Raw genomic sequence first — 21,810 nt, forward strand, 5'->3', positions numbered from 1 at the left:
TTAGCGGGAACGTCCGTACCGGGTTAGCGGATGTGCTCCTCCGGGTAAGCGCCGATGCTGTGGATGGAGAGGTCGGCACCGGCGAATTCTTCCTCCTGGCTGAGTCTGATCCCCACGGTCTTGGCGAGAAGGCCGTAGACGATGAAGCCGTTGATCAGGGCGAAGGCGATGGCGCAGAGCGAGCCCAGGAACTGCGAGACGATGGTGACGCCACCCAGGCCGCCCAGCGCCTCCTGCCCGAAGATGCCGGCGGCGATACCCCCCCAGGAGCCGATGATGCCGTGCAGCGGCCAGACGCCCAGGACGTCGTCGATCTTGAGTTTCTCCTGCTCGATGTGGAAGCCGTACACGAAGATCACCGAGGCGATGGCGCCGGTCACGAAGGCGAAGAGGGGGTGCATGATGTCCGAGCCTGCGCAAACGGCGATGAGCCCGGCGAGTGCTCCGTTGTGCACGAAGCCCGGGTCGTTTTTGCCGGCGATGAGGGCCGCCAGCACCCCGCCCACCATGGCCATAAGCGAGTTGACGGCGACGATGCCGGAGATCTTGTCCAGGTGCCCGGCGCTCATGACGTTGAAGCCGAACCACCCTATGGCGAGTATCCAGGAGCCAAGGGCCAGGAAGGGAATGTTGCTGATCGGGATCGGGTGGGATTTACCCTTGAGGTAGCGCCCCATGCGCGGCCCGAGGATCAGGACCGCGGGAAGGGCCAGCCAGCCGCCGATGGAGTGCACCACCACGGAGCCGGCGTAGTCGTGGAACTCGGCGCCGCCGAATTGCTTGAAGAGCCCCTGCAGCGCGGAGCAGTTCTGGCCCCAGATGAGAGATTCGAAGAGAGGGTAGGTGAGGCCGGCGAAAACGGCTCCTGCCACTACCTGCGGCCAGAACTTGGCGCGCTCGGCGATGCCGCCGGATATGATGGCCGGGATGCAGGCCGCGAAGCAGAGCAGGAAGAAGTAGTGGGTGATGTCATAGCCTTGGTTCGGCCCGAGGAGCTCTTTCACCGGCTTCAGGAAGCTGATGCCGTAGGCGATGGGGAAGCCGACCAGGAAGTAGACCACGGTGGAGACGGACCAGTCGGTCAGGATCTTCACGAAGGCGTTGACCTGGTTCTTCTGACGCACCGTTCCCACTTCGAGGAAGGCGAATCCAGCGTGCATGGCGAACACCATGACCGCCCCGAGCATCAGGAAAAGTACATCGCTACTGTTGGCAAGAGTCGTCATCGTTGACATCCCGTTCATTTACTACCTCCGTTGGTATCTCGCTCCCCGTCGTTGGAGAACGCCAGACACAAGCAAGCAGTCTGCCAAGCCGTTATGCCCTTGAAATTACGAGCGGGACGGTCCGGGGCTAATGAGAGTGCGGCGGAAAGATGCCCGGAAAATAGGCATTGGTGCTTAAGGCGTGGGCAGGATTTAAAGGTTGACCTGTAAACGGTCAGCAGGTAAATTTGTGCAGAATTTTCGCCGGAGGTGGACAGTTGCCGCGCAAGACCGCACTCATCGCCTGTACCGACCTGTCCGGGTACTGCTACGGCGAGCAGCACCCGTTCAAGGTGCAGCGCTACCGTCTGGCGCGCGACCTGATGGACGCCTACGGACTGCTGGACTTGCCCGCCATGACCGAGGTGCGTCCCCGCCCGGTGAGCGAGCCGCAGCTGCTGGGCGCCCACTCCGCCGAGTACCTGGAGCGGCTGCGGGAGTTCAGCGCGGCCGGCGAGCCCAGGGCCGACTTCCGCTACGGGCTGGGTGACGTGGAGAACCCGGTCTTCCCCGGCGTCTACGACTGGGCCTGCCTTGGGGTCTCCGGCACCCTGGAGGCTGCGCGGCTGGTCTCCGAGGAGGGTTACGCCGCCGCCTTCAACCCGTTGGGAGGGTACCACCACGCCCAGGCCGGGCGGGCCTCGGGCTTCTCCTACTTAAACGATGCCGTGGTCGCCATCAACCACCTGCTGGAGCAGGGGAAGACGGTGGTCTACCTCGACCTGGACGCCCACCACGGCGACGGCGTGCAGAACGCCTTCTACGCCGACGACCGGGTCCTCACCATCTCCCTGCACGAGAGCGGGGTCTACTTTTTCCCGGGGACCGGTTTTGAAAACGAGACCGGGGAGGGCGCGGGGCTGGGATACTGCGTGAACCTCCCCCTTTTGGCCCACACCGACGACGCTTTGTTCATGAAGGCCTTCGACGAGGTGGCCTTCCCCCTGATCGCGGCCTTCGACCCCGACGTCCTCTTCACCCAGCTCGGCGCCGACACCTTCAGGACCGATCCGCTCACGCGTCTCGAGGTGACCACCCACGCCTACTCCTACATCATGAGGAAGCTGCGCGCCCTGGAGATCCCGTGGGTCGCCGTGGGGGGAGGCGGCTACGACCAGATGAACGTGGCCAGGGCCTGGACCATCGCCTGGGGCATCATGAACGACCGGGAACTCCCCCCGCGCCTCCCCGCACCGTTCGTCGAGCTGATCTCGCAGCTTGGCTACCCGCACCGGATGCTGCTCGACGCCATGCACTGGGCGGAAGAGGACGACCGCAACCGAGCGCTCGACGCGGTGGAGAAGAGCATCGCCTACGTGCGCGACAACATCTTCCCGGTCCTTATCGGCGACTATGGCAAACGATACCAGACATGAGGTATTGAGGGACAGCGGGGGGAGGCAGCTCTTCTCCCTTTACGACATCAACCGGTTGCCTGCCTCGGAGAAGGAGGCGATCTACGGCAGACTTCTGCCCGAGCGACTGCTGGAGCTGATCCGGGGCAGGGGGAGCGTCGAGGTGATCGCGCCGCAGGGGCTTCGCTTCCTGCGCCTGGTGGCCCGCCGCGCCCCCGAGGACCGTGACCCGGTGTTCTTCCTGGAGCTGTGCGACACACACCACGGCCAGATGGAACTCTCCTTCTGCACCATAGCGGACCCGACGGCGCCCCGTTTCGACGTGGACCTCGACCAGCATGGCAAAAACAACCTCTTCGCGACGCTTGGGCGCAACCTGGCGGAGGAGAAGCGCGCCATGGACGCCGGGCTGTTCCCGAACCAGACCCGGCGCGGCCTGAGGATGTTCGGGGAGTTTCTGCCGCTTCTGGAGCGGTTCACCGCGGCGTTGGGGATGCAGCTCATCGTCGGGGAGCCCCTCACCTACGACAACGCGATCCGCTACGAGAAGTACGGCTTCGACTACACCGTGGGCAAGAGGCTGATGCAGGAGATCGACTCCGGCTTCGCCCCGGGCGGAGTCTTGTACCAGAGGCTGGACGGCTCCACCCCTTTCCGTCGGCCGGGGATGGAAAAAAGCGTGCAGGGGCGCAGTTGGGCCATCCACGACGGCATCCTCGACGAACCATGGGACGAGGTGCGCATCTACAAGACCATCGGCGTGCACGCCGGTGTCAACACGTTCCCGGGACGGGAGCGTTAGCGGAAAAAGGAGTGCGTTTCATGGAAAGAGAAATGACCCCCCTCACGGGCATAACCTACTATCGCCCCCCCCAGGGGACGGAGGTGAGCGGGCTGGACGGCAAGGTCGTCTTCACCGTCGGGCCGGAGCCGATTCCGCTTCTGGACGACGACTACAAAGCCCTCGAGGGGCAGCTCCCCGGCTACGACGCCGTGGGGCGAGGGGTGTACCAGGCCCTGCGCATGGATCCCGGCTGCCGTTACTGCGAACTCTACGCGGAGATGCTCAAGGGGTATCCCCATTACGTGTCCGAGCTGGCCAGCCACATCCTGATGCTCGGGGAAAAGGACGTGGAGGTTCCCTACCTGGAGCGGCGCGTGAAGCTTTTGCGCATCTTCGCCCTGATGGAGCCGGAGAACGCGCACTTCCCGCTGGAGATCGGTGCGACCCTGCTGGAGCAGGCCTGCCGCTTCTCGGCGCTGCACCTCTCCACGGTCACCCTGTTCAAGGCGGAGGGATACCTGGACCGGGCGCGCCAGCTAGGGGGCGACCAGCCCCGTTGCCTGACCACCCTGGCGGAGGTTTCTTTCCTCCTGGGCAAGTACGACAAGGCTGCCTCCCTTTGGAGCGCGCTGATGCCGCAGGTCGAGGCGACCGCCCAGGCCGAGCTGAGGGCGCGCCTGGAGAGGATCGAGCGGGGCGAGGTGCCCCGGGTGCCCGCCGTCGATTACCTCGAAGCCATCGCGGGCGCCATGGCCCTGCGCGAGGACGGCGGCTACCAGGAGGCGACCGCCATCCTGAACGATGTCATGGCCGACGCCTGGTTCGCCCTGGAGTTCCCCATGGCCGAGATCCCGTACCTGCTGGCGCTATGCTGCAAGGATCTCGGCGCCGCAGGGGATGCACGTTTTTACCTGCGCCAAGCCTTGAAGATCAACCCTGACTTTGAAGAGGCGAAGACCACGCTGCAGCAACTGGAACAGTAGGAGGAACTATGTTCGGATTGACCCCGGCAGATTGGATCTTCATCGCCGGCGTAATGGTGGTAATCTTCTTCTTTGTCGCCGTGAGCGGGATGCGCAAACGGTGAACTGACAAAAGCGGTCACGCGAACGCAAGACAACCGCGAAGAGCGCTGATAAGGACAAGAGAAGGGGCACCGCTTAGCTTTCAGCGGCGCCCGCGGTCAGTGCCGCGCAATCTCAACAACGCATCCTGACTCTGGTCTCAAGGGAGGTGCCCATGCAAGTTCCGGATATCAAGGAAATTCTGACCAAGTACCGTACCGTCGCCGTGGTGGGGCTCTCCCCCGACGCCGGCAAGCCCAGTCATGAGGTCGCCGCCTATCTCAAGCGCGCCGGCTACCGCATTATCCCCGTGAACCCGGCCGTGGACGAGGTCTTCGGCGAGAAGAGCTACCCGAGCCTCGCCGAGATACCCGAGCCGGTCGAGATCGTCGACGTGTTCCGCCGCTCCGAGTTCGTGCCGGAGATCGTGGAGCAGGCCATCGCCAAGGGGGCCAGGGTGATCTGGATGCAGGAAGGGGTGGTCCACGAGGAGGCCGCGCGGCGCGCCCGCGAGGCCGGGCTCGAGGTGGTCATGGACCGCTGCATGCTGAAGGAGCACGTCAAGGTGGTGAAATGTTGAGCTGCTCGTTGCGCTTTGGTTTCGGAAACGGCGGGGTGATCCATGTCGTATGAAAGCGGCAGGCGCCCCGCCTCGCTCTGGCCCCTGGTCCTGCTCACCTCCTTCTCGCTGATGCTCTGCTTTTCCAGCTACGGCAACCCCTTCCCCTTCATGGGGACCCTGTACCAGGGGGGGACCGCCCAGCGCTTCGTCCTCGCCGACAGCCTGATCTCGCTGTACCTGCTGCTCGGGGTGCTCAAGCGGCAGCGGCTCACCGTCTGGCTGCTGATCGGCTACAACCTGTTCGACATCTGCAACGCCTGGGCGAACCTCTACCTGATCCCCGCGGCCGAGTACGCCCGTCTGGCCGACTCTCCCGTCCCCGAGGGGGATCTCCTTTCCTCGACGCTGCTCGCGTCCATTGCCCTGATCCTCATGAACTTGTACATCTTCAGGATCAGGCGTGAATTCGACAATCCTTCTCCCTACCTTTTCTGATTCTCACGCGTCCGACGAAGATTGTGTAAACGTTAAGTGTCCTCAAATATTCCCCCTTGCCAGCGGCCTCACAACTCTGGTAGTATGTGCGCGCTTCTTTGCAACGGCAGGTGGCAGAATTTACTGGCAAAGCCGGTCTTATCGCGGTGGCCGGTATGACACTTCGTTCTCAAAAGGATACCGATGTTCGAGAAGCTAAAACACGGCCTTCCCGGGTCTTTCTTTCACTCCGAGAACGGCCAGCAGCCGGTCAACCTGCACGACACCAGGGGCGTGGGGATCAGGATCGAGCAGTTGAACAAGTCCTTCGGGCCCAACCACGTGCTCAAGGACGTGAACCTCGAGATCCAGGCGGGGGAGACCTTCTGCATCATCGGACCGTCGGGTACCGGCAAGAGCGTTCTGCTCAAGCACATCGTGAAGCTTGAGACCCCGGACAGCGGCGAGATCTACATCGACAACCTCCCCATCTTCGGGGCGGGGGCCAAGCCCGCGGCGCACGACTACCGCTACAGCATGGTGTTCCAGTCCTCGGCCCTGTTCAACTCGCTGACCGTCGGGGAGAATGTGGGGCTCTGGCTCAGGGAGAAGAGGGTCTGCAAGGAATTGCAGGTCCGCGAGATCATCAAGCAGAAGCTGGAGATGGTCGGGCTGGTGGGGAAGGAGGAGCTGCGCACCTCCGAGTTGTCCGGCGGTATGAAAAAGCGCGTGGCCATCGCGCGATCGTTGGCGATGAACCCGGACTTGATCCTTTACGACGAGCCGACCGCGGAGCTCGACCCGGTCACCACGGACGAACTGGCGAACACGATCCTGAAGCTCAAGGAAAGTACCAGGAACACCACCGTGATCGTGACCCACGACTTGAACTTCGCGTTGTACATCTCGGACCGGATCGCCATGATGCACGGCGGCTCCGTGGTCGAAATCGGCACGCCGCGCGAGATAAAGAACAGCGAGAATCCCATCGTGCGCGGCTTCATCTACACCACGACCAAGGGGATAAGGGGGGAATAGATGTCAGCACGTCTTCTGCGCCGCGGCAAATTCTTGATCCTCATCGCGCTTTTCCCCCTTTTGTCGGTCTCCTGCGCCGAGCTCAAACAGAGCAAACCCATCCTCCCCATTCGCGACTACGAGAAGATGATCGTAGGCCGCCTCGATGCCGAGTACGTCGGCACCAACAACTGCGTCTCCAAGTGCCACGCCCACGACAAGATAACCGACGACTTCAGCCACAGCGTCCACGGTGAGCAGATCAAGCCCGAGACCGGCCTGCCGCTGGTCAACTGCGAATCGTGCCACGGCCCCGGCAGCCTCGCCATCGCCCATCTGGGCGACGACCGCGAGGAGAACACCCGCCTCAAGAAGAAGTGCGACACCACGACCTTCCTGGACATCATGCACCTCCCGCCCCAGGCCCAGTCCCTGATCTGCCTGAAGTGCCACTCGGCCGCCTCGATCCCCGTGCTCTCCCACTGGAACGCCAGTCCGCACGCGCTGCACGACGTGAGCTGCTTCGATTGCCACAAGCTGCACCAGGGGCCGCAGCAGAAGGTGAGCCGGCAGCAGATGTCCGAGATGTGCTTTACCTGCCACCCCGAGGTAAAGGCGGAGAACTCACTGTTCTCGCACCATCCGTTGCGGGAGAAGAAGATGTTCTGCGTGGACTGCCACGAGGTGCACGGCTCGACGCAGGACCGCCTGCTCAGGGGGAACACCCCGAAGGAAACCTGCACCAGGTGCCACATGGAAAAGCAGGGCCCCTTCGCCTTCGAGCATGGCGACGTCACCGAGAACTGCATGAACTGCCACACCCCGCACGGGTCGGTTAACAACAACCTCCTCAATGCCGCGATGCCGTTTCTGTGCCTGCAGTGCCACACCGGGCACCTGGCCACCAGCACGCCGGGGCTGAAGCAACTTTTCGTCAACCGCTGCACGGACTGTCATTCCCAGGTGCATGGCACCGATACCCCCTCCCCGGCCATAACCGGCAGGGGCACGCTGCGCCAGTAAAGGAAAGGAGCCGGATGGTGGAAAAACCACTCATATCAACGTTCGTCTCGCCTCTGCTGCTTCTGCTCCTGGCCGTGGGGGGCGTGGCTGCGGCGGAACTGGAGCCGGTTCCGGCCGCGAACCTGGAGGCGGCTACGGCGGCGGAAAAGGACGCTCCCGCCGACGAACCGGCCGGCACCGCTGCGGGCCAAGAGGAGCAGGGGGATGCCGTCGCTCCCGTGCCTGCGGACCAGCCGCCTGCCGGAGGGGAGGCGTTGCCGTATCCGGCAGTCCAGGGACCCGAAGTGCAGCCGCACGTAATCGAGGGGGGACCACTTCCCGAGGACGAGCGCCAGGTGGAGGTGCTGGAACGAAAGGGCGGGGCTTTGGGCTACAACTTCGTCTTCGGAGAGGGGGAGCGCGCCCGGGCCCTGGAGTACGGCTTTCTCAAGTCCAGCCGCAGCGGCGGGCTCTTCTACCGGCACATGGAGAAGGACACCAACCTCGAGCTGGAAGGGTTCTACCTGAACGAGAACGACTACCACGGAGACCTGCTCATGGACTACCGGGGGGACTACCGCCTGCATCTGAGGACGGAATCCCTGTACCACAACATGGACCGGGAGCTCCTGTTCACCCCCAGTTTCCAGGCTGGCAGGAACGACGGGCCTACTCCGGCCACCTACAGTGCGGTTCAGGATCCCGTGCGAGATTACGGGGTGAGCGTGGTTCAGGACCGGGCCGACTTCCGTTACCGGCTGCACAACTTCCCCTTGCACGTGAACCTCGGCTACTGGCGCTACGTCAAGGAGGGGACCATCCAGCAGCGCTTCGCGGACACCGCCTTTGAGGGAACGACCAACACCCTCTATGCCCAGCCGCGCAGCGTTGACCACCAGATCCAGGAGGGGCGCGTGGGGCTCGACTCCCACCTCGGCCCGGTCGATCTGGTCTACGACTTCAAGGTGCGCTACTTCGAGGACCGGCTCTCCACCCCGGTAGCCTCCTACGAGCCGCGTAACGCCATCGACAGCACACCGGACTTTCTGGGCGGATTGCGGCAGCACAACGAGAACCCCGACAGCAGCTTTTTTTCCCACACGATCAAGCTGCACTCCTCCCTGGCGGGCGGTCTGGTCGGGTCCGGTTCTTACAGCTTCGAGCAACGCGAGAACCTGACCGAGTTGAGCGATACCACCGGAGTCCGGCGCATGAAGGTCTATCTGCAGAACGCGGCCGGTGACCTGGTCTACACGCCGTGCCGGACCTACACCTTCGCCCTCAAGTACCGGCGCCAGGAGATCGATCACGGCAATCGCGGTCCGCTGACCAACAACTCCTACGTGGATCCCGTGCTGGCGAAACCGGCCGTGGAGACCACCCGCGACTTGGTAACCGGCACCGTATCCTACCGGCCGAGCCTCAAGCTTGCCCTGGTCGGCGAGTACCGCGGCGATTTCCAGAGGAGAAGCGAGGTCAGCCCGGTCCCCTCGTCGACGACCTGGGCCCTGCCCGACAGCACCGCGACGCATACCGGGTCGCTGTCGGTCTATTACCGCCCCGTGAAGGGGCTCAGAAGCAGCGTCCATTACAGCTACGCCACCACCGACAACCCGAGCTACGGCGCTTCCTTCCAGAACCGGCAGGAGGCGAAGGTCCTTTTGACCTACGCGCTCAACAACCGCTGGGGGCTCACCAGCCACGCCGTCCTGCGCCGGGATGAGAACAAAGATATCGATAAGTTCCTGATAAACTACCCCTTCCAGCCCCTCAGCTACTCGCTCGCCCCGCTGACCTCCCGTAGCGGCAACAGCGAGAACGCCAACATCGGCGTGTGGTGGGTGCCCATCCCGAAACTGACCGTGGGGGCCAACTACTCCTACCTGCACCAGGAGGTGGAGCAGGGGATCCTCTTTACCGGCGTCTTCAACGGCAGCGAGGCCGCCTCGCAGTTCTCCAGCAGGTCCCACGTCTACGGCGTGAACGCCTCGTACACCCTGGGAGAAAAGTGCGACCTCGCGGTAACGGCGCAGCAGATCAGGTCTGCGGCCGCCTTTACACCGAGTGATACCACCTTCACGGTGATCCCCGGCAGCACGACGGGAATCAAGGCGATAACCGAACAGGACACCGTCATCAGCTCCCTTTCCGCACGGGGTGAGTACCGCTTCTCGAGCGTCCTGTCCACGACGCTTGAGTACACGTTGAACGACTACAACGAGCTAAAGTCCGCGTACAAGAGTTACAGCGGCACCGTCCACGCCATCGTAGCAGGCCTGGCGGCCAAGTGGTGACCAAGGGGTAACGTATCAAGACACTGGTCCGTTCCATACTTCTGCTCCTGCTGCTTTGCGCGGTGATCCCCGCGGCGGACTCCCGTGCGGCCGGAAAACTGGTGGCGGCATTGCTGACCTGCGACCTGCCGCGCTACCGGGATGCCCACAAGGCCTTCGTGAAGGCGTTGGTGCAGAAGGGATACGATCAGAGCAACGTCGAGGTCATCACCCAGACTCCGAACCCCGACCTCATCTCGTGGTCCAACAGCGTAAGGAAATTCAACGCCATCGGCGCGGACGTCATCGTCGCCTACGGTACCTCCGCCACCCTGGCCGCCCTGCGCGAAGCCCAGGACATCCCGGTGGTCTATGCCGACGTCTACGGCCCGGTGGAGACGGGGATCGCCAAGAGCATGACCTCCAGCGGGCGCAACAGCGCCGGGGTCAGTTCCAAGGTTCCCTTGGTCACGCTGATCAAGACGGCCATGGAGCTCAAGTCGATCAAGACCCTGGGCATCATCTGCGCCAACCGCGAGGAAGGAGCCCTGGCGCAGCTAAAGGAGGCGCGCAAGATCGCGGCCCAATCGGGGGTGGTGCTGGTGGAAACCAACGTCGGCTCTCCGACCGCCTTGGATGCGGCTTTGGCCACCCTCTTCGCCACCAGGGTCGATTGCGTCTACGTTACCGAATGCACCGCCGGCAGCCGCTACTTCGAGAAGATCGTCCATCGCTGCAACGAGTTGAAGATCCCGGTGATATCGCAGATGCCGGGGGCGGCGCACAAGGGTGCCGTCATCTCCCTGGAGGCAGACCCTGTCGAGCAGGGGCAGATCGCGGCCGAGTACGTGGCGCGCATCCTGAGCGGGAAGAAGGCGTCGCACCTGCCGGTCGCCACGCCCAAGCGGGTGGACCTGATCGTGAACCTGAAAGCCGCGCGGCTGCTTGACCTGAACGTCCCCTTCCCGGTGCTCACCGCTGCGACCCGGGTGCTTAAATAGATACATAGAGGTATGGATGGGAAAAATTCTGATCGTTGATGACGACGCCGCTTTCGTGGGAGCACTGAGGGATAAGATACATGCGCTCTACCCGCTGTTGGACGTGATAACGTGTACCGAACCGCTGTTGGCCTTGACCATACTGAAGCAGGGGAAGGTCGACCTGTTGCTGGTGGACCTGGAGATGCCGACCCTCGACGGTTCCAAGATTTTCAGCTACGCCCTGTCGGTCGGGATGGACAAGAACCGGATCGTGATCCTTTCCGGGCGGGACTCAGATTACCTGCACGAGCAGTTTCCCATGGGTACCTGCCTGGCGGTTCTCAACAAGTACGAGGCAAAGCAGAAGGCGGTGCTGGATATGATCTTCAGCTCGATGCAGCGAAAGGCCGCGGGGAGTTGATTGCAGGGACTAGGGACTAGGGACTTGGTTGATCGCTGCAGCGGGAGAAAAAATATTACAGGGACAGGCGTTGAGAAGGTAGGGGATGGTTTTCATCAGTCCCTGGCCACCACCCCTGGCCCCTTGGTTTTAGGAGTTACACAGCATGGCAAAACAGATGAGACTGACCTGCTACGGACGCAGCAAGAGCAAGCCGGAGTGGGAAGCGATCCTTTCGGGATTTACCTTCGATATCTTCTTCGCCGAGTTGGCCCAGGAGCTGGAGCGCTTCGGCATCACGCTGGAACTGGGGGAGGGCCCCGGGCAGGTGATCGAGGTGAACGGCTACGGCGACCTGTTGAATTCGATTCGCATCGCCTCTCCGTCGGACGGCATCAGCAACATCTGCATCGGACACGTCATCGGCCAGAGTCCGCGCCTTGACCTCCAGGAGGACATCCGGCGTGCGGTGAACCGCATCGCTTTCGCGCCGGAGACCGTCGCTCCCGATGCCGAGAACCGGAAAGTCTGCCACAACTGCGGCTGCGGCTGCTAGAGAGGGAAGATCTCGGCCTTTGCCGTGCCCCCTTCGATGGTGACGATGGCGTAGCTCCCGGGCAGCCCCTCCTTCAGGGCTCCCGGGTTCACCAGCAGCATGCCGTCGGTTGAGTGGACCGCGGCGCAGTGGGTATGGCCGTACAGCACCACCGACGCTCCCAGTTGCATTCCCCTGTTAATCAGAAGGGACAGTCCGCTCTTCACGTGCTGACGGTAGCCGTGGGTCAGCAGGAACCTGCATGCCCCCAGTTCAAGGGTGAGTTCCGCCGGTACGTGCCGATCCAGGTCGCAGTTCCCCGCGACCCGGTGTACCGGCACCTCCAGCACTTCCTCCATCATGCGAGCATCCTCGCAGCCATCCCCGAGATGAACGATGTGATCCACCGGACCGGCGAGTTCGTGCGCCCTGAAGGCGTGGGCGTAGTTGCCGTGGCTGTCGGAGATTACCAGTACTCTCATAGTGCCTCTTCGTTCCGCATCTCTTTAAGGCGAACACGGCATAGCGACGGGTCCGCCTGAAGTCATATTTGCTTTTGCGCAGTCGCCTGCATAGTGTAGAGTTGTTGGCGTTGCGCCTACCGGTTTGTCCTGTCTCTACTGTTCAGATATAGGACAGAGTAATGGCAAAAGACAAGCAAAATAAGCTGTAAACGTTTGATCCTGTAGGGGCGAATAACCATTCGCCCTTGTTCATTATCCCGCTCATCACTTTCATCGTGACAGTGAGCAGAGGCCGGGCGAACGATATTCGCCTCTTGTATATATAGTTCCCGTGGTGGTTGAGTTGTTGTAGGGGCACATAATTATTTGCCCAGCACCGTTGCCCGGTCACTTCCGATGGCGTGAGATGCCGAGGTTATCATATGCGGTAAAGGCGGGCGAATGATCATTCGCCCCTACAGTGAACGGCTGCAGATGGAAGAGACGGAGGAGTCATGAAGAAATTGTTACTGTGGATCGCCGCCTTCGTTTTCGGCCTGGTCCTTCTTTTCGGCGCCTGCGTCGCCATCGTCAACTCCCTGGTCGGCGACCATGACACCCTCGCCGGGGGGGACGGGGTAGGCGTCGTCGAGCTGAAAGGGGTCATCGTCGACGGGCAGGAAACCATACGCCAGTTGCGGGCCATGAAAAAGGACGAGCACGCGAAGGCCGTGGTGTTCAGGGTGGATTCCCCCGGAGGCGTGGTCGGCCCGTCGCAGGAGATCTACGCGGCGGTAAAGGACCTGGCCAAGGCGAAGAAGGTGGTCGTCTCCATGGGAAGCGTGGCGGCCTCGGGCGGCTACTACGTCTCGGCACCTGCTTCCCTCATCTACGCCAACCCCGGCACCATCACCGGGAGCATCGGGGTGCTGATGAAGTTCTCCAACTTGCAGGGGCTGATGGACAAGGTCGGCATGAAGGCCTTCACCATCAAGACCGGCAAGTTCAAGGACACAGGCTCCCCCGCGCGGGCCATGACCGACGAGGAAAAGGCGATGCTGCAGGGGGTGATCGACTCCACCCACGGCCAGTTCGTGAAGGCGGTGGCGCAGGGGAGGAGGCTCCCGGAGGCCCAGGTGCGGAGCATCGCCGACGGCCGGATCTTCTCGGGGGAGCAGGCGCTTGCCCTGAAGCTCGTGGACCGGATCGGCTCCATGCAGGACGCGATCGACGAGGCCGCCCGGCTGGGAGGGATCGAGGGCGAGCCGAGGCTGATCCGGCCGGCCAAAAAGAGAGGGCGTGCCCTCGACTACCTGGTGGAGAGTGCGGCCCAGCGGTTGGGGGTGCTGTCTGATTCGGACAGCGGTGTGAGCGTCGACTATCGGCTCGGTTGGTAGGGCGAAGAAGGCAAAGAGAGCCCCTTTTTGCCGGCTCTGTCAGTGGCTGAAGCCTTGCCTGTGGCCCCGCCGCTCTCTTTAGATTTACCTTGACAAAAAAACCGCCATCTATATACTGGGAAACTTTGAAAAAGGGGAGATCTTCCTTTGAAGATAGAGATTGAAAAGGTGAAAAAGAAGCAGCTCGACCTCTCGGAGTCGGAGCCTGCCTCACACTTCCCGACCCTGGTAGCGATGGAAAAAGCCGGTGAATGTGTCTTCACCGCGCCGGTGAACGCCCGGGTCGCCGCGATCTGGGAATACGACCATGTGAGGGCCGCCGGCAAGGTGGAGAGCGCTGTGCGCCTCACCTGCTCCCGCTGCCTCGTCGAGTACGATCTCCCCATCTCCTCGGACTTCACCATCTTCTACACCGAGAGCAAGGGTGAGGAGCTGGACGAGGAAGTCGAGCTTTCCGACGAGGAACTCGTTTCGGCCACCTACAGCGGCGACGAGATCGAAATGGATCCCGAGATCGCCGAGCAGGTCATGCTGGAAGTACCCTATAAACCGTTATGCAGCGAGACGTGCCGCGGCCTGTGCCCCGAGTGCGGAGCTGACCTGAACGCCGGAGAATGCGGCTGCGATCGCGGCGGGATAAATCTGAAAATGGCCGCCCTGAAGAAGATCATGATAGAAAAGTAAAAAGGAGAACACCATGGCTGTACCTAAGAAGAAGACCTCCAAGTCGCGCAAGAACATGAGGCGTGCACACGATTTCCTCACCGCTCCCACCGTCTCGACCTGCCCGCAGTGCAAGGCCCCGAAGCTTCCGCATTGCGTCTGCCCGTCCTGCGGCACCTACAAAGGGCGTCAGGTGCTGAAGGCTGAAGAGCTCTAGGATTTCGTTCCATCTAAGCCGTGACTGTTCGGAATCCGCTCCCTAGGGGAAATATGAGAGTTGCTGTCGATGTAATGGGGGGCGACAACGCCCCTCATGTTGAAGTAGAAGGTGCAGTAGCTGCGGCCAGAGAGTTCGGCATCCCGGTAACTCTGGTTGGAGACGTTGAAAAAGTGCAAGCCGAGCTGGCCCACCACGACTGCAAGGGGCTGGACATCGAGGTCTGGCATGCCTCCGAGGTCGTGGGCATGCACGACTCCGCCTCCGATGCGGTGCGCAAGAAGAAGGATTCCTCGATCCGCGTCGCCTTCGAGCTGGTAAAGGGAGGCGAGGCCGTCGCCGTGGTAAGCGCGGGGAACTCGGGCGCCACCATGGCGGCCGGCATGTTCGTCCTGAAAAGGATGAAGGGGATCGACCGCGCTGCAATCGCCCAACTTTTTCCTACCGTTACCGGTAAGACCCTCGTTCTCGATGTCGGCGGCAACGTCGACTGCAAGCCTATCCACCTGGTCCAGTTCGCCGTCATGGGTGAGGTGTACGCCAAGTTCGTGATGGGAGTCGACCAGCCCAAGGTCGGCCTGCTCTCCAACGGGGAGGAGGATAGCAAGGGGAACGAACTCACCCGGGAAACCAGCGCCCTCCTGCGCGAAAAGCCAATCAACTACATAGGTTACGTGGAAGGGCGGGATATCTTCAACGGCTCCGTCGACGTCGTTGTCTGCGACGGCTTCGTCGGCAACGTGGCGTTGAAACTGTCCGAGGGACTCGCCGAGGCGGTGGGCAAGATGCTCAAGGCCGAGATCAAGCGCAGCTTCCTCTCCCAGATCGGCTACCTGCTAAGCCGCAAGGCTTTCAATAATTTCAAGAAGACCGTAGACTATGCCGAGTATGGCGGTGCGCCTCTGCTTGGGATCAACGGCGTGGGGATGATCTGCCACGGCGGTTCGAACACCAAGGCAATCAAGAACGCAATCCGCTTTGCCCATGAATACGCACTCAAAGGGGTAAACGGCCGCATGGCCGAAAAACTCAACGAGAGTTTCCCCGGCGAGCCTCGCGAGCGTGCCGGCCAAAATCCGGACGCCACAGAAAGGGTTGCTTCATGATTAGACCGAGAATCACCGGTACCGGTTCCGCCGTGCCGGAGAAAGTGCTGACCAACTTCGACCTGGAAAAGATGGTGGACACAACCGACGAGTGGATCGTCACCAGGACCGGTATCCGCGAGCGCCGCATCGCCTCCGAGGGGGAGTACACCTCGACCTTCGCCATCGCCGCCGCCGAGCGGGCCATGGCCGCCGCCGGGGTAAAGGCGGAGGAGATCGACATGATCGTGGTGGGCACGCTCACCCCGGACTTCCCGTTCCCCGCCACCGCCTGCATCGTGCAGCAGGCCATCAAGGCCACCAACGCCTTCTGTTTCGACCTTTCCGCCGCCTGCTCCGGTTTCATCTACGCCCTCGCCACCGCCCAGAAGTTCATGGTCTCGGGTCAGGTCAAGAAGGCCCTGGTGATCGGCGCGGAGGTGCTCTCCCGCATAGTAGACTGGAACGACCGTAACACCTGCCTGCTTTTCGGCGACGGCGCCGGCGCCGTGGTGCTCGAGGCGCAGGAAGGCGAGAACGGCATCCTCTCCACCCACATGCACAGCGACGGCAACTACTGGGAAATCCTGTACCAGAAGGGGGCCGGCAGCCGCAACCCGGCCACCCACCAGAACGTGGACGACGGCTTGGTCTTCCTGACGATGCAGGGCAACGAGGTGTTCAAGCTGGCCGTCCGCTCCATGGGCGAAGTGGCCATGGAGGCACTCGAGGCCAACGGTCTCACCCCCGCCGACGTCAACCTGTTCATCCCGCACCAGGCCAACCAGAGGATCGTCGACTCCGTCGGCAAGCGCCTCGGCATCACCGGCGACCGCGTCTTCGTCAACCTGGACCGCTACGGCAACACCTCGGCTGCGTCGATCCCTATCGCGCTGGACGAGGCGGTACGCGCCGGGCGTCTGAAGGAAGGCGACCTACTGCTGCTCGACGCCTTCGGCGGCGGCCTCACCTGGGGCTCCGCGCTGGTGCGCTGGTAAAACGCCTCCCCTCGCCCTTCGGGAGAGGGGCAGGGGTGAGGGCGCCGGCAGCTGTGACACGCTGTCCAAGCCGCGCTGTTAATTAAAGAAAAGAGGTTACCTATGCAATCCTATGCATTCATCTTCCCGGGGCAGGGGTCCCAGCACGCCGGGATGGGGAAGGATCTGGCGGATAACTTCAAGACCGCCAAGGTCGCCTTCGAGGAGGCCGACGACGCGCTCGGCTTCTCCCTTTCGAAACTCTGCTTCGAGGGGCCCGAGGAGGATCTGAAACTCACCGCGAACACCCAGCCGGCCATCCTGGCGGCCAGCGTGGCCGCATTCAGGGTGCTCAAGCAGGAATGCCCCATCGCACCGTCCTACTTGGCCGGCCACTCGCTGGGCGAGTACTCGGCCCTGGTCGCCTCCGGCGCGCTGGACTTCGCAGATGCGCTCAGGACGGTTAGGGCACGCGGCAGCTTCATGCAGGACGCGGTGCCGGTCGGGGTAGGGGCCATGGCCGCCATCCTCGGAGCCGAGGCCGACGTGCTCAGAGAAATCTGTGCCGAGGCAGCGCAGGGCGAGGTGGTCTCCCCGGCCAACTTCAACTCGCCGGGACAGATCGTGGTCGCCGGCCACACCGGTGCCGTGAACCGCGCCATCGAGATCGCCAAGGCGAGGGGTTTCAGGAAGGCGATGCTGCTTCCGGTCTCCGCACCCTTCCACTGCGCGCTGATGAAGCCGGCCGCCGACCGCCTGGCCCAGACGCTCGAGTCGGTGCAGGTGGGCGCGATCACCGCCCCGGTAGTCAGTAACGTCGAGGCGAAACCAAACTCCGACGCCGCCCGCGTGAAGCCGCTCCTCGTCGAGCAGGTGTGCGCCCCGGTCCTTTGGGAGCAGATCATCCAGAGCATCGTCGCGGCAGGCGTCACCAACTTCGTCGAGATCGGCCCGGGCAAGGTGCTGGCCGGCCTGGTGAAGAGGATCGACAAGGAAGCTGCCTGCTCCAACGTGCAGGACGCAGCAGGCGTAAAAGCCATGACGGAGGTCGCGTAATGAGCCTGAACGGACAGGTAGCAGTCGTCACCGGTGCCTCCCGCGGCATCGGCCGGGCCATCGCCCTGAAACTCGCCGCAGAGGGCGCCGCCGTGGTGGTAACTGCCACCAGCGAGCAGGGCGCTGCCAAGACCGCCGATGAAATCGTCGCCGCGGGCGGCAAGGCCCTGGCGGTCAAGGTCGACGTCTCGGTGGTCGCCGAGGTGGAGAACCTCTTCAAGAAGTCGGTGGAGGCGTTCGGCAAGGTAGACATCCTGGTCAACAACGCCGGCATCACCAAGGACGGCCTGCTCCTGCGCATGAAGGAAGATGACTGGGACGCGGTCCTCGACGTGAACCTCAAGGGGTGCTTCAACTGCACCCGCGAGGCGGCGAAGCTGATGTCCAAGGCTCGCTTCGGCCGGATCGTCAACGTCTCCTCCGTGGTGGGCGAGATGGGGAACCCGGGTCAGGCCAACTACTGCGCCTCCAAGGCCGGCATGATCGGCCTCACCAAGTCGGTGGCGAAGGAGCTCGCCAGGAGAAACGTCACCGTCAACGCGGTGACTCCCGGCTTCATCGAGACCGACATGACCTCGGAGCTCTCCGAAAAGACCAGGGAAGCGCTCCAGGAGCAGATTCCCATGGGGAGGCTCGGGAGTGCGGACGACATAGCTGGGGCGGTCCTGTTCCTCGTATCCGACGCCGCGGCATACGTTACCGGCCATGTTCTTTCGGTGAATGGTGGCATGTACATGTGAGCCGGGTAGCGGCGTTGTTTTTACTTTCAGCGCCAAAAATACCTTTTGCAAATTCTACGTTTCATGCTATGAAATAGCAGTCTTGGGCATAACAAATCAAATAACGTCTAACGTTACAATCAAATGGAGGTAATTGAATGGCTTCGATCGAGAAACGCATTAAAGAGATAGTAGCTGAGCAGCTTGGTGTTGACGAGGCTCAGGTGACCAACGAGTCCTCCTTCATGGACGACCTGGGCGCCGACTCCCTGGATACCGTTGAACTGGTGATGGCCCTTGAAGAGGAATTCGAAATCGAGATCTCCGACGAGGACGCCGAGAAAATCCAGTCGGTTCAGGACGCAATCGACTACATCACTGATCACACCTAGTAGAGAGGGGGGAGTTATGCTTCCCCTTTTTCATGCCGCCTCCGGGCGGCCATGAGTCAACAGTACCTAAGGAGAGTTCAGAGTATGAGAAGAGTTGTTGTCACGGGGGTAGGCGTGGTCTCCCCGCTGGGGACCGGTAACGGCAAGAACTGGGACGCACTGGTGTCCGGCACGTCCGGCATCGCTCCCATCACCCGTTTCGATGCCTCCGACCTGCCGGTGAGGATCGCTGGCGAGGTTAAGGACTTCGTCGCTGAGGATTTCATCGACAAGAAAGAGATCAAGAAGATGGATCTCTTCATCCAGTACGCGCTGGCCGCGGCTCACTTCGCCATGGAGGATTCCGGTCTGCAGATCACCGAGGAGAACGCCGAGCGCGTTGGCGTCCTGGTGGGCGCCGGCCTGGGCGGGCTCCCGGCCATCGAGCGTTACCACTCCGCGCTGCTGGAGGGGGGGTACAAGAAGGTCTCCCCGTTCTTCATCCCGATGCTGATCATCAACCTGGCTCCGGGGCACATCTCCATCAAGTACGGGGCGAAAGGCCCGAACGTCTCTTCCGTCTCCGCCTGCGCCACCGGCACCCACTCCATCGGGGACGCCTACCACATGATCCAGCGCGGCGACGCCGACGCCATGATCGCGGGGGGGACCGAATCCACCGTGACCCCTCTGGGTATCGGCGGCTTCTCCGTCATGAAGGCGCTTTCCACCAACAACGAGAACCCGGCTGGCGCCTCGCGCCCGTTCGACAAGGGTAGGGACGGTTTCGTCCTCTCGGAGGGAGCCGGCATCGTGGTGCTCGAGGAGTACGAGGCGGCCAAGGCGCGCGGCGCCAAGATCTACGGCGAGATCGTGGGCTATGGCCTTTCCGGCGACGCCTACCACCTGACCTCCCCCGCCCCCGGCGGCGAAGGGGCGGCGCGCTGCATGAAGATGGCGCTCCGCACGGCGGGCGTAAACCCGGAGCAGGTCGACTACATCAACGCCCACGGCACCTCGACTCCGTTCGGGGACGTCGGCGAGACCACGGCCATCAAGACCGTCTTCGGCGATCACGCCACCAAGCTGATGGTTTCCTCCACCAAGTCGATGACCGGCCACCTCCTTGGTGCCGCCGGCGGCGTGGAGGCTGTCTTCTCCCTGATGGCGATGACGAACTCGGTCGTGCCCCCGACCATCAACTACACCGATCCTGACCCCGAGTGCGACCTGGACTACGTACCGAACACGGCGCGCGAAGCGAAGGTCGAGTACGCCATGAGCAACTCCTTCGGCTTCGGCGGCACCAACGCGTCGCTGCTCTTCAAGAAGGTGTAAGGATGATAGTTCTCGGTAGTGATCACGGCGGCCTGGAGCTGAAGAACGAGATAAAGAAGCTGCTCGAAGAACGAGGGCTTCCCTGCGAGGACCTGGGGACCCACAACGGCGATTCCGTCGACTATCCCGATTTCGGGGTGGCCGTGGCGCGCCGCGTCTCAGAGGGTAGCGCCGAGAAGGGGATCCTGGTCTGCGGCACCGGCATCGGGATGTCCATCGTGGCCAACAAGTTCCCCGGCATCCGGGCGGCGCTGGCCACCGACGTCTTCATGGCGACCATGGCCAAGGAGCACAACAACGCCAACATCCTGGTGCTGGGCGGCCGCGTGCTGGACACCCAGAAGGCCCGCGAGATGGTGACGGCTTGGCTTGACACCGCGTACGCCGCCGGCAGACACCAGAACCGCCTGGACAAGATCACCCAGCTGGAGCGCGAACTGAAGGGATGATGCTGCTTTCCAAGGCGGTTCGGCGGCAGCACGGGTAAGACACACGATCTAAGCAAAGAACGGGACTCCCAGAGTCCCGTTTTCTCATTTCACCAGCAATTTCAGATTAGGGAGAAATCAGACATGTCAGTACTGGAAACATTCGACCCGGCAGTGGCGGAAGTCATCAGGCACGAGACTGAGCGCCAGGAGTACAACCTCGAACTGATCGCCTCTGAGAACTTCGTTTCCCCCGCGGTGCTCGAGGCGCAGGGCTCGGTTCTCACCAACAAGTACGCCGAGGGGTACCCCGGCAAGCGTTACTACGGCGGCTGCCACGAGGTCGACAAGGTCGAGAACCTCGCCATCGAGCGCGCCAAGGAGCTGTTCGGCGCCGACCACGTCAACGTCCAGCCGCATTCCGGTTCCCAGGCCAACATGGCCGTCTACTTCTCCGTGCTGAAGCCGGGCGACACCGTGCTGGGGATGAACCTCGCCCACGGCGGCCACCTCACCCACGGTTCCCCGGTCAACTTCTCCGGTAAACTCTTCAACATCGTCCCGTACGGCGTCTCCCAGGAGACCCAGACCATCGACTACGAGGAGTGCGAGCGTCTCGCCGTCGAGCACAAGCCGAAGATGATCGTTGTGGGGGCGTCCGCCTACCCGCGCATCATCGACTTCGAGGCCTTCCGTCGTATCGCCGACAAGGTGGGCGCGGTGGTCATGGTGGACATGGCACACATCGCCGGCCTGGTTGCTGCCGGCCTGCACCCGAGCCCGGTTCCCTACGCCGAGTTCGTGACCACCACCACCCACAAGACCCTGCGCGGACCGCGCGGCGGCATGATCATGTGCCGCGAAGAGTGGGCCAAGACCCTGAACTCCAACATCTTCCCGGGCATCCAGGGCGGCCCGCTCATGCACGTGATCGCCGCCAAGGCGGTCGCCTTCAAAGAGGCGCTCACTCCGGAGTTCAAACAGTACCAGCAGCAGATCGTTAAGAACGCCCAGGCGCTCGCCGCCGGCCTCACCAGCCGCGGCTTCAAGCTCACCTCCGGCGGCACCGACAACCACCTGATGCTGGTCGATCTCTCCCAGACCGAGCTGACCGGCAAGGTCGCCGAGGAGGCGCTCGACCGCGCCGGCATCACCGTGAACAAGAACGGCATACCGTTCGACACCCGTTCGCCGTTCATCACCTCCGGTATCCGCATCGGCACCCCGGCGGCCACCAGCCACGGCCTGAAAGAGGCCGAGATGGAGCAGGTAGCCGGCTTCATCGCCGATGTTTTGGGCAACGTCAACGACGAAGCCAAGCTCGCCGCGGTCAAGACCCAGGTGAACGCGCTGATGAAACGCTTCCCGATGTACGCCGACCGCCTCGCCTAGAAGGCGGCCG

The 21,810-nt window shown here is 62.6% G+C and carries 24 protein-coding genes; 22 read left to right on the forward strand and 2 right to left on the reverse strand.

Features of this window, described 5'->3' with window-relative positions:
- Nucleotides 1-23 precede the first annotated feature (23 nt).
- Nucleotides 24-1,244, reverse strand: coding sequence for an ammonium transporter (locus tag KP003_RS04725; protein WP_216498368.1), 1,221 nt, complete (start codon nucleotides 1,242-1,244; stop codon nucleotides 24-26).
- Between the two features lie 239 nt (nucleotides 1,245-1,483).
- Between KP003_RS04725 and KP003_RS04730 the strand changes: the two genes are divergently transcribed.
- The 11 genes from KP003_RS04730 to KP003_RS04780 all read left to right on the forward strand — a co-directional run bounded on the left by KP003_RS04730 (nucleotide 1,484) and on the right by KP003_RS04780 (nucleotide 11,735).
- Nucleotides 1,484-2,641 carry an acetoin utilization protein AcuC gene (locus tag KP003_RS04730; RefSeq protein ID WP_217300415.1) on the forward strand — a complete coding sequence of 386 codons (1,158 nt, stop codon included), beginning with the start codon at nucleotides 1,484-1,486 and terminating at the stop codon, nucleotides 2,639-2,641.
- Nucleotides 2,619-3,422 (forward strand): hypothetical protein, encoded by an 804-nt coding sequence (locus KP003_RS04735; protein WP_216790803.1) that lies wholly within the window; start codon nucleotides 2,619-2,621, stop codon nucleotides 3,420-3,422. Before KP003_RS04730 ends, KP003_RS04735 begins: the two co-directional genes overlap by 23 nt.
- Before the next feature lie 20 nt (nucleotides 3,423-3,442).
- Nucleotides 3,443-4,387, forward strand: coding sequence for a tetratricopeptide repeat protein (locus KP003_RS04740; RefSeq protein ID WP_216498365.1), 945 nt, complete (start codon nucleotides 3,443-3,445; stop codon nucleotides 4,385-4,387).
- 256 nt (nucleotides 4,388-4,643) lie between these two features.
- On the forward strand, nucleotides 4,644-5,048 hold the full coding sequence (locus KP003_RS04745; protein WP_217300416.1) for a CoA-binding protein: 405 nt from the start codon (nucleotides 4,644-4,646) through the stop codon (nucleotides 5,046-5,048).
- 42 nt (nucleotides 5,049-5,090) lie between these two features.
- On the forward strand, nucleotides 5,091-5,525 hold the full coding sequence (locus KP003_RS04750; RefSeq protein WP_216498363.1) for a hypothetical protein: 435 nt from the start codon (nucleotides 5,091-5,093) through the stop codon (nucleotides 5,523-5,525).
- A gap of 183 nt (nucleotides 5,526-5,708) precedes the next feature.
- Nucleotides 5,709-6,542 carry an ABC transporter ATP-binding protein gene (locus KP003_RS04755; protein ID WP_216498362.1) on the forward strand — a complete coding sequence of 278 codons (834 nt, stop codon included), beginning with the start codon at nucleotides 5,709-5,711 and terminating at the stop codon, nucleotides 6,540-6,542.
- Nucleotides 6,543-7,544 carry a DmsE family decaheme c-type cytochrome gene (locus tag KP003_RS04760; protein WP_216790805.1) on the forward strand — a complete coding sequence of 334 codons (1,002 nt, stop codon included), beginning with the start codon at nucleotides 6,543-6,545 and terminating at the stop codon, nucleotides 7,542-7,544.
- A 14-nt stretch (nucleotides 7,545-7,558) separates the two neighbouring features.
- Complete coding sequence (locus tag KP003_RS04765) at nucleotides 7,559-9,817, forward strand: porin family protein (RefSeq protein WP_216498360.1); 2,259 nt, start codon at nucleotides 7,559-7,561, stop codon at nucleotides 9,815-9,817.
- A 101-nt stretch (nucleotides 9,818-9,918) separates the two neighbouring features.
- The gene (locus KP003_RS04770; protein ID WP_239027613.1) at nucleotides 9,919-10,797 is read left to right on the forward strand and encodes an ABC transporter substrate-binding protein; all 879 of its coding nucleotides are present in this window, start codon (nucleotides 9,919-9,921) and stop codon (nucleotides 10,795-10,797) included.
- Nucleotides 10,798-10,813: 16 nt separating this feature from the next.
- A complete protein-coding gene (locus KP003_RS04775) occupies nucleotides 10,814-11,200 on the forward strand; it encodes a response regulator transcription factor (RefSeq protein WP_216498359.1) in 387 nt (128 codons plus the stop codon).
- A 145-nt stretch (nucleotides 11,201-11,345) separates the two neighbouring features.
- Nucleotides 11,346-11,735 carry a hypothetical protein gene (locus tag KP003_RS04780; protein WP_216790806.1) on the forward strand — a complete coding sequence of 130 codons (390 nt, stop codon included), beginning with the start codon at nucleotides 11,346-11,348 and terminating at the stop codon, nucleotides 11,733-11,735.
- Here KP003_RS04780 and KP003_RS04785 read toward each other — a convergent pair.
- Entirely contained in the window at nucleotides 11,732-12,196 is a 465-nt protein-coding gene (locus tag KP003_RS04785) for a metallophosphoesterase family protein (protein ID WP_216790808.1), read from the reverse strand. The genes KP003_RS04780 and KP003_RS04785 overlap by 4 nt on opposite strands.
- A gap of 476 nt (nucleotides 12,197-12,672) precedes the next feature.
- On the opposite strand from KP003_RS04785, the gene sppA reads away from it, so the two are divergent.
- The 11 genes from sppA to glyA all read left to right on the forward strand — a co-directional run bounded on the left by sppA (nucleotide 12,673) and on the right by glyA (nucleotide 21,800).
- On the forward strand, nucleotides 12,673-13,554 hold the full coding sequence (gene sppA, locus KP003_RS04790; RefSeq protein ID WP_216498356.1) for a signal peptide peptidase SppA: 882 nt from the start codon (nucleotides 12,673-12,675) through the stop codon (nucleotides 13,552-13,554).
- Between the two features lie 147 nt (nucleotides 13,555-13,701).
- Nucleotides 13,702-14,238 (forward strand): DUF177 domain-containing protein, encoded by a 537-nt coding sequence (locus KP003_RS04795; RefSeq protein ID WP_216790810.1) that lies wholly within the window; start codon nucleotides 13,702-13,704, stop codon nucleotides 14,236-14,238.
- 13 nt (nucleotides 14,239-14,251) lie between these two features.
- Nucleotides 14,252-14,434 (forward strand): 50S ribosomal protein L32, encoded by a 183-nt coding sequence (gene rpmF / locus KP003_RS04800; protein ID WP_015721360.1) that lies wholly within the window; start codon nucleotides 14,252-14,254, stop codon nucleotides 14,432-14,434.
- A gap of 53 nt (nucleotides 14,435-14,487) precedes the next feature.
- On the forward strand, nucleotides 14,488-15,540 hold the full coding sequence (gene plsX / locus KP003_RS04805) for a phosphate acyltransferase PlsX (RefSeq protein ID WP_216498354.1): 1,053 nt from the start codon (nucleotides 14,488-14,490) through the stop codon (nucleotides 15,538-15,540).
- Nucleotides 15,537-16,517: a beta-ketoacyl-ACP synthase III gene (locus KP003_RS04810; protein ID WP_216498353.1), complete on the forward strand. Its 981-nt coding sequence runs from the start codon at nucleotides 15,537-15,539 to the stop codon at nucleotides 16,515-16,517. Before plsX ends, KP003_RS04810 begins: the two co-directional genes overlap by 4 nt.
- Before the next feature lie 102 nt (nucleotides 16,518-16,619).
- Entirely contained in the window at nucleotides 16,620-17,552 is a 933-nt protein-coding gene (gene fabD, locus KP003_RS04815) for an ACP S-malonyltransferase (RefSeq protein ID WP_216498352.1), read from the forward strand.
- The gene (gene fabG, locus KP003_RS04820; protein WP_216498351.1) at nucleotides 17,552-18,292 is read left to right on the forward strand and encodes a 3-oxoacyl-[acyl-carrier-protein] reductase; all 741 of its coding nucleotides are present in this window, start codon (nucleotides 17,552-17,554) and stop codon (nucleotides 18,290-18,292) included. Before fabD ends, fabG begins: the two co-directional genes overlap by 1 nt.
- Before the next feature lie 137 nt (nucleotides 18,293-18,429).
- Nucleotides 18,430-18,663 (forward strand): acyl carrier protein, encoded by a 234-nt coding sequence (gene acpP, locus KP003_RS04825; RefSeq protein ID WP_012531540.1) that lies wholly within the window; start codon nucleotides 18,430-18,432, stop codon nucleotides 18,661-18,663.
- An 84-nt stretch (nucleotides 18,664-18,747) separates the two neighbouring features.
- On the forward strand, nucleotides 18,748-19,980 hold the full coding sequence (gene fabF, locus KP003_RS04830; RefSeq protein WP_216498350.1) for a beta-ketoacyl-ACP synthase II: 1,233 nt from the start codon (nucleotides 18,748-18,750) through the stop codon (nucleotides 19,978-19,980).
- 2 nt (nucleotides 19,981-19,982) lie between these two features.
- Nucleotides 19,983-20,429, forward strand: coding sequence for a ribose 5-phosphate isomerase B (rpiB, locus tag KP003_RS04835; protein WP_216498349.1), 447 nt, complete (start codon nucleotides 19,983-19,985; stop codon nucleotides 20,427-20,429).
- 123 nt (nucleotides 20,430-20,552) lie between these two features.
- Nucleotides 20,553-21,800 carry a serine hydroxymethyltransferase gene (glyA, locus tag KP003_RS04840; RefSeq protein WP_216498348.1) on the forward strand — a complete coding sequence of 416 codons (1,248 nt, stop codon included), beginning with the start codon at nucleotides 20,553-20,555 and terminating at the stop codon, nucleotides 21,798-21,800.
- Nucleotides 21,801-21,810 lie beyond the last annotated feature (10 nt).

The sequence above is a fragment of the Geomonas diazotrophica genome, assembly GCF_019063885.1.
GTDB classification, from domain to species: Bacteria; Desulfobacterota; Desulfuromonadia; order Geobacterales; family Geobacteraceae; genus Geomonas; species Geomonas diazotrophica.